This is a genomic window from Sphingopyxis sp., from assembly GCF_965279725.1.
Lineage (GTDB): Bacteria > Pseudomonadota > Alphaproteobacteria > Sphingomonadales > Sphingomonadaceae > Sphingopyxis.
Genome location: NZ_CBDIIL010000001.1, coordinates 820,671 through 836,603, shown reverse-complemented (window position 1 = coordinate 836,603; position 15,933 = coordinate 820,671). Strand labels below are relative to the sequence as shown.

The 15,933-nt window shown below is 65.5% G+C and carries 14 protein-coding genes; 12 read left to right on the top strand and 2 right to left on the bottom strand.

From position 1 onward, the window contains the following. The first annotated feature begins 17 nt into the window (after window positions 1-17). The 5 genes from ACQY6T_RS03925 (at window position 18) to ACQY6T_RS03905 (ending at window position 5,013) form a co-directional block, all read left to right on the top strand. Entirely contained in the window at window positions 18-1,469 is a 1,452-nt protein-coding gene (locus ACQY6T_RS03925; RefSeq protein WP_428628622.1) for a DUF3336 domain-containing protein, read from the top strand. A 1-nt stretch (window position 1,470) separates the two neighbouring features. Beyond that, entirely contained in the window at window positions 1,471-2,319 is an 849-nt protein-coding gene (locus ACQY6T_RS03920) for an alpha/beta hydrolase (protein ID WP_428628620.1), read from the top strand. A gap of 149 nt (window positions 2,320-2,468) precedes the next feature. Further along, window positions 2,469-3,404 carry an alpha/beta fold hydrolase gene (locus ACQY6T_RS03915; RefSeq protein ID WP_428628618.1) on the top strand — a complete coding sequence of 312 codons (936 nt, stop codon included), beginning with the start codon at window positions 2,469-2,471 and terminating at the stop codon, window positions 3,402-3,404. A gap of 144 nt (window positions 3,405-3,548) precedes the next feature. Next, on the top strand, window positions 3,549-4,550 hold the full coding sequence (locus ACQY6T_RS03910; protein ID WP_428628616.1) for an NAD(P)H-dependent glycerol-3-phosphate dehydrogenase: 1,002 nt from the start codon (window positions 3,549-3,551) through the stop codon (window positions 4,548-4,550). Window positions 4,551-4,674: 124 nt separating this feature from the next. Next, window positions 4,675-5,013, top strand: coding sequence for a hypothetical protein (locus tag ACQY6T_RS03905; protein WP_428628613.1), 339 nt, complete (start codon window positions 4,675-4,677; stop codon window positions 5,011-5,013). 207 nt (window positions 5,014-5,220) lie between these two features. Here the strand turns inward: ACQY6T_RS03905 and ACQY6T_RS03900 are convergent, their stop codons facing one another. After that, the gene (locus tag ACQY6T_RS03900; protein ID WP_428628612.1) at window positions 5,221-5,844 is read right to left on the bottom strand and encodes a TlpA family protein disulfide reductase; all 624 of its coding nucleotides are present in this window, start codon (window positions 5,842-5,844) and stop codon (window positions 5,221-5,223) included. Between ACQY6T_RS03900 and argH the strand changes: the two genes are divergently transcribed. The 7 genes from argH (at window position 5,843) to ACQY6T_RS03865 (ending at window position 12,120) form a co-directional block, all read left to right on the top strand. Further along, window positions 5,843-7,219 carry an argininosuccinate lyase gene (gene argH, locus ACQY6T_RS03895; protein WP_428628844.1) on the top strand — a complete coding sequence of 459 codons (1,377 nt, stop codon included), beginning with the start codon at window positions 5,843-5,845 and terminating at the stop codon, window positions 7,217-7,219. The two genes, ACQY6T_RS03900 and argH, sit on opposite strands and share 2 nt — an antisense overlap. Further along, window positions 7,219-7,470 carry a hypothetical protein gene (locus tag ACQY6T_RS03890; protein ID WP_428628610.1) on the top strand — a complete coding sequence of 84 codons (252 nt, stop codon included), beginning with the start codon at window positions 7,219-7,221 and terminating at the stop codon, window positions 7,468-7,470. Before argH ends, ACQY6T_RS03890 begins: the two co-directional genes overlap by 1 nt. A 17-nt stretch (window positions 7,471-7,487) precedes the next feature. After that, entirely contained in the window at window positions 7,488-8,747 is a 1,260-nt protein-coding gene (lysA, locus tag ACQY6T_RS03885; RefSeq protein WP_428628608.1) for a diaminopimelate decarboxylase, read from the top strand. A 165-nt stretch (window positions 8,748-8,912) separates the two neighbouring features. Next, window positions 8,913-9,695 (top strand): precorrin-2 dehydrogenase/sirohydrochlorin ferrochelatase family protein, encoded by a 783-nt coding sequence (locus tag ACQY6T_RS03880; protein WP_428628605.1) that lies wholly within the window; start codon window positions 8,913-8,915, stop codon window positions 9,693-9,695. A gap of 124 nt (window positions 9,696-9,819) precedes the next feature. Further along, window positions 9,820-9,966: a hypothetical protein gene (locus ACQY6T_RS03875; protein WP_428628603.1), complete on the top strand. Its 147-nt coding sequence runs from the start codon at window positions 9,820-9,822 to the stop codon at window positions 9,964-9,966. A gap of 58 nt (window positions 9,967-10,024) precedes the next feature. Continuing rightward, window positions 10,025-11,134, top strand: coding sequence for a HEAT repeat domain-containing protein (locus ACQY6T_RS03870; protein WP_428628601.1), 1,110 nt, complete (start codon window positions 10,025-10,027; stop codon window positions 11,132-11,134). Window positions 11,135-11,220: 86 nt separating this feature from the next. Then, window positions 11,221-12,120, top strand: a complete 900-nt coding sequence (locus ACQY6T_RS03865) for a transposase (RefSeq protein ID WP_428628598.1) — start codon at window positions 11,221-11,223, stop codon at window positions 12,118-12,120. 41 nt (window positions 12,121-12,161) lie between these two features. Here the strand turns inward: ACQY6T_RS03865 and ACQY6T_RS03860 are convergent, their stop codons facing one another. Continuing rightward, window positions 12,162-15,911: an Eco57I restriction-modification methylase domain-containing protein gene (locus ACQY6T_RS03860; protein ID WP_428628596.1), complete on the bottom strand. Its 3,750-nt coding sequence runs from the start codon at window positions 15,909-15,911 to the stop codon at window positions 12,162-12,164. Window positions 15,912-15,933 lie beyond the last annotated feature (22 nt).

The window sequence follows — 15,933 nt, the reverse complement described above, 5'->3', positions numbered from 1 at the left end:
CGCAACAGGAACATTAAATGCTTTTCACCCCGACGCTCAGCGCCGACCGCGATCTTGTGACCGCGCCCGATTATCTCGCTTGGGCCAAGGCCGCCCGCGAACATGACAAGAAATCGGGGCTGCAAACTTGGCGCGACGCCGACGAGAGCAAGCATTTCGATTACAAGGCGATCCGCGCCCGGCTGGAAAAGCTCCGCAAGCTGTCGGCCGCAGGCGACGTCAAGGGGCTGCTGTTCGTCCTCAACGAGGGCATCCACGGCAATATCGACGGCATGGGCCACGAGCGCCTTTATCAAAAGGCGCGGTTCGGCACCAAGAAACTGATCGAGGATTATGTCGCCGAGGTCGTCGCGTCGCTCGACAAGATCGCCGCGGCGCGCAGCATCGGCAAAGAGGAAAAGCGCGACTTCTTCCGCCGCGCGCAGCATTGCTACGGCCGCTCTGCATTGTTGCTCTCGGGCTCGGGCAGCTTCCTGTTCTTCCACATCGGCGCCGTCAAAGCTTTATGGTCCGAGGGCGTGTTGCCCGCGATCATGTCGGGTGCGAGCGGCGGGTCAATCGTCGCCGCGGTCGTCTGCACCCGCAAGGACAGCGAGATCGGCGCGCTGCTCGAAAGCGAGCGTCTCGCCAATCCTGCGCGTGATCCCAAACAAAAGCGGCTGGCGTCGGACGAAGTGCGGGACCGGCTTGCCGATCTGATCCCCGATCTGACCTTTCAGGAAGCGTTCGAGATCAGCGGTCGCCACCTCAACGTCTCGGTCGCGCCCGCCGAAAAGCATCAGAACGGCCGCCTGCTCAACGCGATCACCGCGCCCAATGTGCTGATCCGCGAGGCCGTGCTCGCCTCATGCGCCGTCCCCGGCGTCTTCCCGCCCGTCATGCTGATGGCGCGCGACGACAGCGGCAACCGCATCCCGTACCAGCCCGACCGGCGCTGGGTCGACGGGTCGGTGACGCACGATATACCGACCAAGCGGCTTGAGCGCCTTTACGGGGTCAACCACCATATCGTCAGCCAGGCGAACCCGATCGCGCTGCCCTTCGCGACCGACACACGCAAGCAGATGGCGCCGATCGAGGCGATCCAACATGCGTCGATGGCGACCTTCAAGGCGTGGCTGAACGCCAATATGATCATTTTCCAGAAACCGCTCGAATGGGTGCCGCCCTTGAACAGCCTCGCCAATATGGCGCGGTCGGTGATCAATCAGGAATATACCGGCGACATCAACATCATCCGCCCGCCCAAATTCTGGTCGCCCGCGAAGATCCTGAGCGACCTGGGGCAGGAGGATATTGACGAACTGATCGACACCGGCGAGCGCACCGCCTGGCCCAAGGTTGAAATGGTCCGCACCCAGACCGCGATCAGCCGCGCGCTCGAGGGCATCTTGGCGCGGATCGACCGGGCAGGCGACGATGGCCCCGGCCATCGCAGCACCGCCGCGCTGAAGAAGGCCGTTCGCTAACATGGCGGCGGTGATCCTGCCTGCGGGATCGGCCGGCGCCGGGGCCAAACTCCACGTCACCCACTGGCTGCCCACAGGTCTGCCCAAGGCGGTGGTGCTGCTCGCGCACGGCTATGCCGAACATGCAGGGCGCTACGGCCATGTCGCCAAGCGGCTGACCGATGCAGGTTATGCCGTCTATGCGATCGATCATTGGGGTCACGGCCTGTCGGACGGCGAGGGCGGGTTCGTGCCGCGCTTTTCGGCCTTCACCGACGGCCTGGCCGAACTGCTGACCCTGGTCGAGGTCAACCATGGCACCACCCCGCGCCTGCTCCTCGGCCACAGCATGGGCGGACTGATTTCGACTTTGTTCCTGATCGAACGCCAACAGGCGTTCGCCGCCGCCGCGCTCTCCGGTCCCGCGATCGTCCCCGCCGCGCCGCCGTCGCGCTTTACCGTGTGGATCAGCCGCTTCCTGTCGCGCTTCTTCCCGCGCCTTGGCGTGCTGTCGCTCGACGCCAACGGCGTCAGCCGCGATCCCGCCGTGGTCGCCGCCTATCTCGCCGATCCGCTGGTTTACACCGGCAAGATCGGCGCGCGGCTGGGCAAGGAGTTCATGGATGCGATGGCCGCGGCGCAGGCGGGGGCGCCGCGCATCACGCTGCCGATCCTGTTCCAGCATGGTTCGGATGACAGTCTCGCGTCGGTGGCAGGTTCGCAATATCTGTTCGATCATGTCGGGTCGGCGGACAAGACGCTGAAAATCTATCCCGGCCTGTTCCACGAAATTTACAACGAGCCGGAACGCGATGCCGTGCTCGACGATTTGATCGGCTGGTTCGACGCGCATGTGGCGCGGCCAATATAGACCCCTCCTCTTCAGGGGAGGGGTAGCGAGACTTGGTCCGGCGTTAGCCGGGCCTTTAGTCGAGCGGGGTGGGGGCCATCGGCCTTGCACCACGCCGGCAGCCCCCACCCCAACCCCTCCCCTGAAGGTGAGGGGCTTTAGGAAGTCCCATGAAAATCCTCCTCATCCTCCTCTTCGCCCCGCTCATCGCGCTGGCGCTGATGTATTTCGTCTTCCCGGGCCGTCTCGTCGCGCTCGGGCGCGCGTTGCTGCGCCAGCGGGGGCGGATGGTGCAGAAAAGCGTCAGCGTCGAAGGCCGCAACTGGCCCTATCTGGAGGGTGGCGACCCCGCGAAACCCTTGCTCCTGCTCGTCCACGGCTTTGCCGGCGACAAGGATAACTGGTCGATGATCGCGCCGTATCTGACGCGCGATTATCATGTGATCGCCCCCGACCTTCCCGGCTTTGGCGAGAATGAGCGCAATCCTGACCTCGCTTATGATCTTGCGGCGCAGACATCGCGATTGAAGGCATTTGCCGACGCCCTCGGCCTCGACCGCCCGCACGTCGGCGGCAACAGCATGGGCGGCTGGATCGCGCTGCGCTACGCGATCGATTATCCGGGCGCGCTCGCCACCCTCACCTTGCTCGATAATGCCGGGGTCAATGGCGCCAACGAAAGCGACCTGCAAAAACAGGCGGCGAACGAGGATTATAATCCGCTCGTCCTTGCCGGGCTGGAGGACGCCGACCGGCTTGTCGGCATGGTCGTCCACAAACCGCCCTATATCCCGGCGCGGCTGAAACCCGTGCTCTACGCCGACGCGCTCAAATATCGCGACCAGCTCGACGGCATTTTCTGGGTCATCGCGACCGAGGGCCGCGACTTTCCGCTCAACGACCGGCTGGGCGAGGTCAAGGTGCCGACGCTGATCATCTGGGGCCGTCATGACCGCCTGCTCGACGTCAGCTGCGTCGAAGTGCTCGAGGCGGGGATTGCCGACAGTCAGAGCCATATCTTCGAACATATCGGCCATGTCCCGATGATCGAAGATCCCAAGGCGACGGCGGCGGTGATGAAGGCGTTTCTGGCCAAGCAGTCCTAAAGCCTCGTCACCCCGGACTTGACCCGGGGTCCACGACGCCATGCCGGCGCTGGATGCCGGATCAAGTCCGGCATGACGAATGGGTCGCCGCTTGCCAACCCCCCATAACCACGCCACTCTCCCCAAAAAACAGGGGAGAGAAGCATGCGGTTGAAGGTCGGCCTGCTCGGTGGGGGCAGCTGGGGGACGACGGTCGCGTCGGTGGTGTCGCGCAACGCGCCGATCACGCTGTGGGCGCGCGATGCCGAAACCGTCGACGGCATCAATCGCGACAACGAAAACCATAAATACCTGCCCGGGATCAAACTGCCCGCCGCGCTCCGCGCGACCAGCGATCTCGGCGAAGTCGTCGCCGGCGCCGATGTCCTGATCATGGGGGTGCCGTCGCACAGCTTTCGCGCCGTGCTCGAGGAAGCGCGCCACCATCTGCGACCGTGGGTGCCGGTCATCAGCCTGACCAAGGGGCTGGAACTGTCGTCGGGCAAACGGATGACCGAACTGATCGAGGAAGTGTTGCCGGGCCACCCCGTCGGCGTCCTCACCGGCCCCAATCTCGCGCGTGAGATCATGACCGGACAGGCAGCGGCAAGCGTCTTATCGATGGAGGACGAGATCGTCGTCCGCGCGCTCCAGCCGGTGTTCCATTCGGGGCTGTTCCGCGTGTACACCAACACCGACCTGCTCGGCTGCGAACTCGGCGGGGTACTCAAGAATATCATCGCGATCGCGGTCGGCATGGGCGACGGCCAAGGCGCGGGCGACAACACCCGCTCGGCGCTGATGACGCGCGGCCTCGCCGAGATTACCCGGCTGGGCGTCGCGATGGGCGGCCGCCCCGAAACCTTCTCCGGCCTCACCGGCATGGGCGACCTGATCGCGACCTGCACCAGCCCGCTCAGCCGCAACCGCCACGTTGGGGTCGAACTCGGCAAAGGCCGCCCGATCGACGAGATCATCGCGGGCATGAACATGGTCGCCGAGGGGGTGAAGAGCGCCCCGACCGTCATCGCGCTCGCCGAACGCTATAATCTCGACATGCCGATCGCGCGCGATGTGTATGACGTGACGCAGGGCAAACGCACCGCGCAGGACGTGTTTCGCGGGCTGCTGCGCTCGGCGGTCGGCGACGAAGCGCACCCCGGCTGACCCGTCGGCGCCAAATCCGCCGCCAGCCGTGCCGAATCTCCGTTTAGCCGGGAAGAAATCTGCCGCCTGCTTCGTTGACTCCCCTGACCGGCCCGCATGCGGGCGGGCAATCAGGAGATGGACGATGAAAAAATGGACCACCCTCGCAGTCATTCTGGCGCTCCCCGCCACCGCCGCGGTTGCTGCCGTTCCCTATAAATCGATGCCGCCGGGGTTCGAAGCGCCGCCCATTCGCGAGCGGCCGATTGCGGGCGTGGTCAACCAGCAATGGTATAATTACAAAACCGACATTCTCGAGGCGGAGAAGGAACTGACCAGCGACCTGCGCCGCGCCACCGACCGCGAAGACCGCTGGGACGCGTGGGATGAATGGGAAACCGAGGTCATCGACGCCGACAAGGATTATGTGAAGGCCATGCGCAAGAAGGGCTATCGCACCGGCCGCGTGACCGTCGGCGGTTAAGTTTCCCCGGAGCTTGCTCTGGGTCGCAAGGGAAGGGCGGGCATCATGGGCGCCCGCCCTTTTCGAGTCCAAGCCCCCTCCCGCTTGCGGGAGGGGCAGCGAGACTTGCGAACTTGTTCGTTAGTCGCAGCGGGGTGGGCATTCCGCGTCGGCGGAAGCTCGCTGCGCTCGCCCCACCCCTAACCCCTCCCGTAAGCGGGAGGGAAACTAGGTTCCGGCCTCGGCCAGCAACGCCTTAGCCTCGGCACCCTGCCAGTCGATCGCCCCTACAACCCGCCAGACCTCGCGCCCTTCGGCATCATAGAAAATGCTCGTCGGCAAAGCGCTGTTCGCGGCATCGAGCAACCCGTTCTGCGGATCCAGATAAGGCTGCAACGCCTTCAACCCCGCCTTCTGGAACCACGGATCGACCACCTCGGCACCCTGCAAATCCTGCGCCACCGCGATCACCGTCATCCGCTCGCCATTTTTCCCCGCGAGCGCATCGAGCGTCGGCATTTCGGCGACGCACGGCGCGCACCATGTTGCCCATAAATTGACCAACAGCGGGCGCCCGCGGAAATCCGTCAGCGTCACCGGCGTGTCGTCGGGGCCGCGAAAGGCCGCCGTCGGAGCCGCGTTACCCTTGTGGCTGCGGTCGATCACATATTCGAACTGGCCCAGCCCCTTCGCTTGGCCCGGCGAAACATTTGCTTGGCCTTCCCCGGCTTGCCCGCCCGACGGCTTTTCCCTATCGCAGCCCGCGACGGATCCGGCCAAAATCACGGCGAGGATCGCAAGATATGGATTTGGGACGCGGCGGATGACGAAATCTCCGGACAGCAACAGCATGTGGGGCGGCCGCTTCGGTGGCGGACCTGCGGCGATCATGCAAGAGATTAACGCCTCGATCCCGGTCGACAAGCGCCTTTGGGAAGAAGACATAGCGGCCAGCCGCGCGCATGCCGCGATGCTCGGCGCCGCCGGAATCATCGGCGCCGACGATGCGGTCCAGATCGACCGCGGCCTCGCGCAGATCGCTGACGAGTTTGCGGCGAACGGCGTCCCCGTCGATCTCGCGCTCGAAGACATCCACATGACCGTCGAATCGCGGCTGAAGGAAATCGTCGGGGAGGCCGCCGGACGCCTTCACACCGCGCGCTCGCGTAACGATCAGGTCGCGACCGACTTCCGCCTGTGGACGCGCACCGCGTGCGAGCGCATCGACGCCGGGCTCGCCGCGATGCAGGCCGCGCTGCTCGCACGCGCCGACGAGCATGCGGACAGCATCATGCCAGGCTTCACGCATCTGCAAGTCGCGCAGCCGGTGACGCTCGGCCATCATCTGCTCGCTTATGTCGAGATGCTGGGCCGCGACCGCAGCCGCTTTGCCGACGCGCGCCGCCGCCTCAACGAATCGCCGCTGGGCGCCGCGGCGCTCGCGGGGACAGGCTTTCCGATCGACCGCGTCGCCACTGCCGCGGCACTCGGTTTCGACCGTCCGATGGCGAACAGCATCGATGCGGTGTCCGACCGCGACTTCGCGCTCGAATTTTGCGCCTCGGCCTCGATCGCCGCGATCCATCTGTCGCGGCTCGCCGAAGAAATCGTCATCTGGGCCAGCCAGCCCTTCGGTTTCATTAGCCTGCCCGACGCGTGGTCAACGGGCAGTTCGATCATGCCGCAAAAGCGCAACCCCGACGCCGCCGAGCTGGTGCGCGGGCGCGCCGGTCTATTGCTCGGCGCGTTCCAGCGCCTCGCGGTGATCGTCAAAGGCCTGCCGCTGACCTATTCCAAGGATTTGCAGGACGACAAGGAAACCGTCTTCGGCGCGTTCGACGCGCTCGCGCTGTCGCTCGCCGCGATGACCGGCATGGTCGAGACTTTGACCTTTCGCACCGACCGTATGCGCGCTCTCGCCGCATCGGGCTATTCGACCGCGACCGATCTTGCCGACTGGCTGGTGCGCGAAAACGGGCTGCCGTTCCGCGAGGCGCATCATGTCGTCGGCGCCTGCGTCAAGCGCGCCGAGGAATTGGCCGTGGAGCTTTCGGCCCTGCCCGCAGCGGATGCCGCCAGTATCCATGCCGCGATCACCCCGGACGTGCTCGCGGCGCTGACCGTCGAGGCATCGGTCGCCAGTCGCACCAGCTATGGCGGCACCGCGCCTGAACGGGTAAGGCAGGCGATCGCAGCGGCCCGTGCCGCGCTGGAAGGAACAATTTGATGGCGACGAAGCGCCTCATCATTGCGACAATCGCCGCTACCGCCCTGCTCGGCGCGTGCGGCAGCAAGGAAGATCTGAAACCGGTTGCAGGCCAGCCTGCGCCGGTCGTTCCCGTCGGCGCCGCCCGCGCCCCGACCACGGAGGAGCTTACGACGCCTGATGCGCAGGCCCGGCCTGCGCGCAGCGACGAACTTCTCAAACGGTCCGAACAACGCGAACCCGATGATTTCGACTTGCCGCCTCCGGGCTGAGCCTCAGGACTAGAATAATGGATCAATTTGCACTTCGTGACGGCGTCCTTCACGCCGAAGACATTCCGCTGCCCCGCATCGCCGAAGAAGTCGGCACCCCCGTCTATGTCTATTCGCGCGCGATGCTCGAACGTCACGCGCAGGAATTTCGCGACGGACTGAAGGACGTGCCGCGCAAGCACCTCGCCTTTGCGATCAAGAGCAACCCCAACCTCGGCGTGCTGCGCGTCCTCGCGCGGCAGGGCTATGGCGCCGACGTCGTGTCAGGCGGAGAGCTCGAACGCGCGCTCGCGGCGGGCATGGCGCCCGACGATATCGTCTTTTCGGGCGTCGGCAAGACCCGCGCCGAGCTGGCGCAGGGGCTCGACCGCGGCATCGGCCAGTTCAACATCGAACATGAACCCGAAGGCATCGCGCTCGCCGAAATCGCGCTGGCGAAGGAAATGACCGCGCGCGCGGTGCTGCGCGTCAATCCTGACGTCGACGCGGGGACTCACGCCAAGATTTCGACCGGCAAGGCCGACAACAAGTTCGGCGTCGGCATCGACGTCGCGCCCGCGATGTTCGACCGCCTCGCCGCGCTGCCGGGCCTCCAGATGCGCGGCATCGCGGTGCATATCGGCAGCCAGCTGACCAGCCTCGACCCGCTCGAAGCGGCGTTCACGCGCGTCGGTCGCCTCGTCGCTGATCTCCGCGCCGCGGGCCACAGCATCACCCATGTCGATCTCGGCGGCGGGCTGGGCGTGTCGTACAAGGCTGACGACAATCCGCCCAGCATGGCCGATTATGGCGCGATGGTCGCGCGCGTGACGAAGGATTGGGACGTCACGCTGATGTTCGAACCCGGCCGCGTCATCGCGGGCAACACCGGGGTGCTGCTGACCGAAGTGCTGTGGGTCAAGCCCGGCGCGACGAACCCGTTCGTGATCGTCGATGCCGCGATGAACGATCTCGCGCGCCCGGCGCTCTACGACGCGTATCACGAGTTTGTGGCGGTCAAGCCAACGGGCGAAAAGATGACCGCGTCGATTGTCGGTCCGGTGTGCGAGACCGGCGACACCTTCGCGCGCGACCGCGTCACCGACAAGGTCGAGGCCGGCGATCTCGCGGTGTTCCGCACTGCGGGCGCCTATGGCGCGACGATGGCCTCGACCTACAACAGCCGCAGCCTGGTTCCCGAGGTCCTGGTCGACGGCGACCGTTATATCAAAGTCGCCGATCGTATCGCCGCCAGCACCATCATGGCCGCTGAACGCGTTCCCGACTGGATCGACTAGATCCTCCCCGCTTGCGGGGAGGGGGACCGCCCGAAGGGTGGTGGAGGGGGTTCGCGCCCTCAAGCGAGGTGGCGTAAGAACGCCGCCCCCCTCCGTCAGGCCTCCGGCCTGCCACCTCCCCGCAGGCGGGGAGGATTTTGGCCGCATTTCTGCTAGGACGACCCCATGCACCAACTCCCCATCTTCCTGAACCTTACCGGCCGCATTGTCGTGTTAGTCGGCGAGGGGGAGGCCGCCGACGCCAAGGCGCGCCTGATCGAGCGCGCAGGTGGGCGCATCGTCCCGGCATGGGAGCAAGGTGCGACCATCGCCTTCGTCGCGCTCGATGACGAAGCCGAAGCCCGCGCCGCCGCCACCGCCCTCCGCGCTCACGGCCTGCTCGTCAACGTCGTCGACCGCCCCGACCTCTGCGATTTCACCACCCCCGCGATGGTCGACCGCGCCCCGGTCACCATTGCCATCGGCACCGGCGGCGCGTCGGCGGGGCTTGCGAAAGCGGTGCGCCAGCGGATCGAGGCGCTGCTGCCCGCCCGCCTCGGCGCCCTTGCATCGGCGCTCCACGCCGCGCGCGAAGCAATGAAAGCGCGTTGGCCGGCCGCCGCCGACCGTCGCCGCGCAATCGACGCCGCACTGGCGAGCGGCGGCGCGCTCGACCCGCTCGACGGCGATGCCGCCGACAAGGTGGACAGCTGGCTGGCGAGCGACGCCATGATCCAGCCCGCGCGCCTCGAAACCATCCGCTTGATCAGCGCCGACCCCGACGATCTGTCCTTGCGCGCCGCCCGGCTGCTGGGTGAGGCCGATCATATTTTTCATCCCGCGCAGGCACCCGCGGCGATCCTCATTCGCGCCCGCGCGGACGCGGCGCGCCATATCGCCGACGCGCCGCCGTCGGATCCGCTCCCGGGTCTGTCTTTGTGGATTGCTTTCGGTAGCGACGATCTTTGACCCCGCAACGCATCTTCGACGACCCGCTGCGACATTAAATTAAGTTAACTGGCCGCGGCATCCGCCGTTTCCTAGCCCTGTCGTCGGCGGCCAAACCTGCCGCTGGTCAACACAGGAGCGCCATATGGGTCTGCCATCCATCGATATCGACGCGGTGCCATTGCTCGACACCGCGGTCGGACTGTTCGGCTCGCTCGTCAGCGAGAGCGTGTCGTCAGGGCCGTCGGTGTTCGAAATCGCGGTCACCATCGCGCTGATCATTTACGACTGAGCGGTCGGCGGGAAGGGGTAAGGGCGATCCGCTTCCGTCCTTTCCCGCGCGCCTTGCCATGACCGCAGCCCTGTCCCGCCACGATCACTTCCCCCGCGCCGACGCTCAGCGGCGCCTGGCGATGCGCCAGGCGGTGCAAAGTCTTGACGCGGTGTGGGCCGCTGCCGACATCGCGCCCGGTGGCCTCCTGGCCGCTATCGACGCGGTCGCCGATCTCGCCCCCGATGTCGCGATCGAGCGCCTTTTGCCGTGGCTGACCGACCCGCAGTGGCTGCGCGAGCGGCTGGACGCGGCGCTGGCGCTGCTCGCTGCCGATCCGTTCGCGCGCCCGCCGCTGCGCCCGGTCGGCGGCGGCGATGGTGGTCCCGGCGGGCTGGTGCTCGCCGATCGCGGCGCGATCCGCCTGACGCTTCAGCTCTGGCCCTTCGCGACCCATAAGGCCGCGGCTGGCCCCGCGACCTTCGTCCCCGGCCGCGCCGCGCTCCACATCCTCGCCAGCGGCGGCGCGCAGCTGTGCCAACACCATGTCGTGGTCACCCGCGCCGAAGATACCGGCGGCTTTACCGCCAGTGCAGCCGCGCCATGCCACAGCACACCGCCGCGCCCGCTGCGCGCCGGCGAGACGCTGCGCCTCGACACCGCGCGGCAAAGCTTCACGCTCGTCCCCGGCCAGGGCGACATGCTGCTCCTCGAACTCACCGTCCAGCCGCCGTCGCCGCTACCGATCCGCACCTATGACACCGCCAGCGGCCGCCTGCTCCACGTCAGCGCTTCGCGCCGCGACAGCAGTTTCCGCGCCATGGCGCTGACCTTGCTCCGCCACCTCGGCCGCACCGACGCCGCGCCGCTGTTCGTCGCCGAGACGCACAGCGAGGACTTCGCCGCGCGCTGGCACGCCATGCGCGAACTTGTCGCCCTCGACCCCGCCGCCGCATGGGCGCCGCTCGCGCAGATGGCGGCAACCGATCCGCACCCGGAGGTGCGCCGCGCCGCGGCCGCCACCGGGGCCATGCTATCTCCGCCCCTCGTCACTGAGGGGCCGGAGGGGGGTGGAAGCGAGGAGCCTTGCACACGCTCGCCGCCTTCCACCCCCAACGCCGCCGCGACGCGCCTTTCATGCCCTCCCGCTGGCGGGAGGGCCAGCGAGACTTGCGAACTTGTTCGCTAGTCGCAGCGGGGTGGGCATTCGCAACGTCGCTGGCCCACTCCCCCCCCCAACCCCTCCCGCAAGCGGGAGGGGAGCAGGAGAATGTCATGCCCCGCGCCATAACCCCGCCGGCCGCCCCCACCCTCGACCTCGCCGAAGTCACCGCCCGCCTCGACGAAAGCGGCGTCGACCTCACCGACGAAGCCAGCATCGCGCAGTGCGCCAATCTGCTGGCCGGTCTCGCCCAGAACCGCAGCTTCCTTGGCCACCACCTCATCGCGGCGCTGAAGGCCAGCTATACCGACCAGCTCGCCGCCAACCGCTATTCGGCGCAGGTCTTCCTCCTTCACCGCAGCCCGCGCGGCTTTTACCTGCGCGCCAATCTATGGCCGTCCGAACGCGACGCCGCCTATACGACAAGCGGCCCCGCGGCCTTCTCCTACGGCGTCCCGCACGACCATAATTTCAGCTTCCTGACCGCCGGCTATTTCGGCCCCGGCTACATCAGCGACCATTATGACTATGACCCCGAAGCGGTCGACGGCCGCCTGGGCGAACCGCTGAACCTGACATTCGTCGAGCGCAGCCGGCTCGATAAGGGCAAACTGATGCTCTACCGCGCCCACCGCGACATCCACCGCCAGCTCCCGCCCGAAAGCCTCTCGGTCAGCCTCAACATCATGGACGAGGGCGAGCAAGTCCCCTGGCGCGACCAATATATCGTCGATCTGGGCCAGGAAGCGGACAAACACGGCACGATCGCCAGCCGCCCGACCCTGACCAGCGGCGAAATGCTGCTCCGCTGCGCCGTGCATCTGACCGACAACGGCAAGGACCTCGCCGACCAGTTCGCGCGGACGCACCCGGTGCCACGGGTCCGCGCGAACGCGATTGCGGCGATTGCGGCGGTGGAGGAGGGCGCGGGCAGGGCGGCGGTGCTGGAGCGGGGGATGGGGGATAGCGATGCGCGGGTGAGGGACGATTGCGCGCGGTGGCTGGCGCTATAGCACCACTTCCGCCTGCAGGAGGGTTAGGGGAGGCCTATTCTCTAACCCCGCTTGCCCTCGACCAGTGCGCGTTCCTCCGCCGATAGGTTGAACAGCGCGCAAGTCATCTCGTGCAGTTGCGCCTCGTCGTCGCGGATCACGCCGTCCAGCGCCGCCAGCTCTTTGCCGATCGCGATGATCTGCTCGGCGACCGCGGGCTCGGCACGCGTTGCGACGCGGCGCAGCCGCTGGATCAGCCGCTTGGCGTCGCCCTTGCCGGTGGGCTGGGTGTCGATGGCGATACAACGCCACTGCGCCTCGACCAGCGCCGCCTCGGCTTCGGTCACATAGACGCGCGCCGCTTCCTGTTCGTCGATCGTCAGCGCCAATTTTCCGTCGGCCAAAATAACCGCAAATTCGGAATCGAGCCGAATGATGCCGTCGATCCGCGCCAGCGCGGCTTCCTCTTCCGCAGCGCGTTCGGCATCGACCCATGCCTTTCGCTCGCTGGCAGGCACGCTTTCCGGGGTCGCCTCGGTGATGGCGTCGACGGGCCGGACATCGGGCAACAGCTTTTCCAGCGGCCAGTTCTCGCGCGCGGTGGCAGCGAGGCGTTCTTCGAGGCGGGCGCGCTTATCGACCTGCATCGTTCGGCGTTCTTGCATGCCTTTGGCGAGTGCTGATAGCCCCGCGCGATCGGCGCGGCCGGGCTTTGGGATCGGCAGCGGCGCTATGAATTGCTTGTTCGCTTCAAAATAGCCGTTGTCTTTCGGCTTACCGAGCCATTTGAACACGAAATTGATCGTCGGCGAATTAAGCGCGCCTAGCAGATACCACCCATTTCCCGATTGCGGCAAAATGCCGTTTACCCGAACATTGTTGATATAGAATTTTCCACCGTCGTCGAAGGTAAGTCGAAGGTGGGGTACCAACTGGGCGACCAGTAATTTGGGCACCTCCTGCTTGTCCAGATTCTGATTCCGCCCCATCCGGTACCAGCCATCATCGTCGAACTTCCCGCCCTCGCGGGCGCGCAATTCCGCTTCAAACGTCTGCAAATATGCCCAGGCTTTCGGGAACCGGTCGGCCATCGCCTCGGCGCTCAGCAGGCGCGCGCCGCTCGCATCGACGGCATAGGGGAACAGCAGAAAGGTGTCGGTGCGCGGTTCGATAAAACGCTTGGCCTCGGCGCCCGACACCAGCGGCTTCATCACGGCATCTTCGATATCGACGACCACGGGCGCCAGTTTTTTCCCGCCATGCCGCGGGACATAACTGTACCGGTCGCGGCCCAATCGCTGCAGATGAAATATATGATCGGCGCCCGTTATGATGCCCTGGAAAATCGCCTTCACATTTTCCGGCTGATCGAGCCGCAAAGCTTCCCGGTCCAACCGCGCTACCATCGCCCGCACCGCCATCGGCGCGAGCAACCAGGGGTCGCTTGCCAGCGCGTCGGGGATGTCGGCATAGGGCAGGCGATGACTGGCGTCGCTCCAGTCGACGCGGCTGACGTCGCCGTCGGGGGCAAAGGCCAGCTGGATCGCATCGACCGGCGCCTTCGAGAAAATCTGGATCGCGGTGTAAACCGTGGCTTCTTCGAACACCTGATGGGACCGGAAATCCAGCCATTTTTCCAGATGGCGCCCGCCATGAACCAGCGCGCGCAACCCTGCGCCATATACCAGCGTCGGCCACAGGTTCGGCGCGATATAGCCCATCCGCCCGCCGTCGTTCAGCAGCGCCAGACCCTTTTCAATAAAGGGCAGATACAGGTCGAAATTGCCTGTCACCGTCGACACATACGGCCCGGCGCCGCTTGATCCCGACACCATCCACGCCGCCATGTCGGCATGGACCTTCACGAAGTTCTGAAATTTCACATAGGGCGGGTTGCCGATGACGGCATCGAAACTGCCCAGCGCGAAATCGCCCTCCCACTCGAACGTGTTGATCCGGTCGCGTTCGTCGGCGTCCAATATGTCGCGCTTGTTGTAAAAGCGCTTGTCGACCAGACTGTTGCCGCACTGGATATTGTCGTCCAGCCCCGACAGCGGCTTGTTCGGCATCGCGGTGTGCAGCCACAAAGACAGCTTGGTGATTTCGACCGACGCCGGGTTGATGTCGACCCCGAACAAATTGTTCGCCAGGATCTGGCTCGTGATTTCGTCTTCAACGGGCAAGCGCTCAATCGCGCCGGTCTGACGCGCGATCGCCGCCGCCGCAGCAAATTCGCCTTCCAGATGTTTCAGCGCGACGATCAGAAAGGCGCCCGATCCGCACGCGGGGTCCAGAATGCGGATGTTTTGCAGCCGCTTCCAATAGGATGCGGCCGCCTCGCGTGACGGGTCGCCCGCCGTCGGCCATCCCGCCTCCGCCTTCCACGCCGCGAACAACGGATCGACCGTCTCTTCGATGATCCGCCGCACTGCCCATTCGGGCGTGTAATACACGCCGTCGCGTTTGCGTTTGGTCACATCGGTCAGCGATGTCCGGCCCTCTGCATCGGCCTCCAGCTTTTCCAGCTCGACGATCGACTGCTCGAAAATATGGCCCAGCGTGTACAGGCCGATGCTGTTCTTCGCGTCGCCTTCGCGCGCGAAATTATAGGTCGCCGACAGGAAGAACAATGTCTGCTTGTGCTCGGCCAGCTTGGCGTCGTTCAGCCCCTGTCCGTATCGCACAAAGATATGGTTGGGCAGATCAAGGCCGTCGATCGCGTCGTCTTGCGCGAACAATCCGCCGTTGAACCGATGGATCGTCACCTCGCCCAGCGGGCCGCCGCTATTCATGATCCGGAAAATGAGTTTCAGCCGCCGCCACACTTCGTCGCCATTCGCTTCCAGCAAGCTGTCCTGGCTAAAGGTCTTAAGCTGGTCCTGCAGCGCGCCCGACGGGAAGCCGACCCGTCCGCCCATATCCTCGGCGAACATCACGAAAATCAACCGGTCGAGCAATTTCTGGCCCAACCGCACGGCGCCGCCCCGCGTCATGCCTTCGGGACGCTGCAACATGATCTGGTCGATCAGCACTTCGCGATAGCCGCGATAATGCTGATAAAAATCGCCCTCCAGCTTTTCTTCGGCCTTGCCCTGTTTCTGGATCAGCCGCTCGAGCCGCGTGCGTCCGGCGTCGCTCAGCAGCATGTTGGGCTGGAACAGCCGCCAGAACAGGAAACGGTCGAACGCGCTGTCGTCGTTGTCGCCGAGCAAGGTCGCCGGGTTGAACAGGTCGCCGCCGTCGATCTTGAACCGCAGATAGCGATCGGGGAAATGGTCCCACCAGTACAGGCGGAACTCGTTCATGTCGGTGACGATGGCAAAGCGCGGCTGGACGGGCTCGTTGCCGAACAGCCCGCGCCGCGCGTTCCACAGATAATCCTTCGCCTGCTGGACCGGTGACCTGTTGTTGCCTTTGCGATTCTGCGGCTTGTCGAGGCCCGATTTGACATCCTTGAATTCGCACACGACTTGCGGAATCTCGGGACGGATGCCGCCGAAATGCCCGATCGCCAGATCGGCTTCGCCGCGATTGCCGGTCTGTCCGGCGCCCGCGATCGCGAATTTCGGTTTGAGGTGAAAACTATCGGCGCCAGTACCATCCTCGCGATAGCCCCAGGTTTCGACAAAGAAGCGTTGGATGAACGAGGCTTCGGCTTTCGTTTCTTTTTTCTCCGCGCGCTTGTGCCAGTCGGCGACACGTGTTTTCAGAATATCGTCCTGCCCGTTTTCCAGAAAATCGCGAAACTCGTAGTGGAGTTCGGCCTTCAGGAAGTCACGATCGAGCAGCGGTTTGAAACGGTCTTGGGCCATGAGAGGCGATGTGCCGCAACGC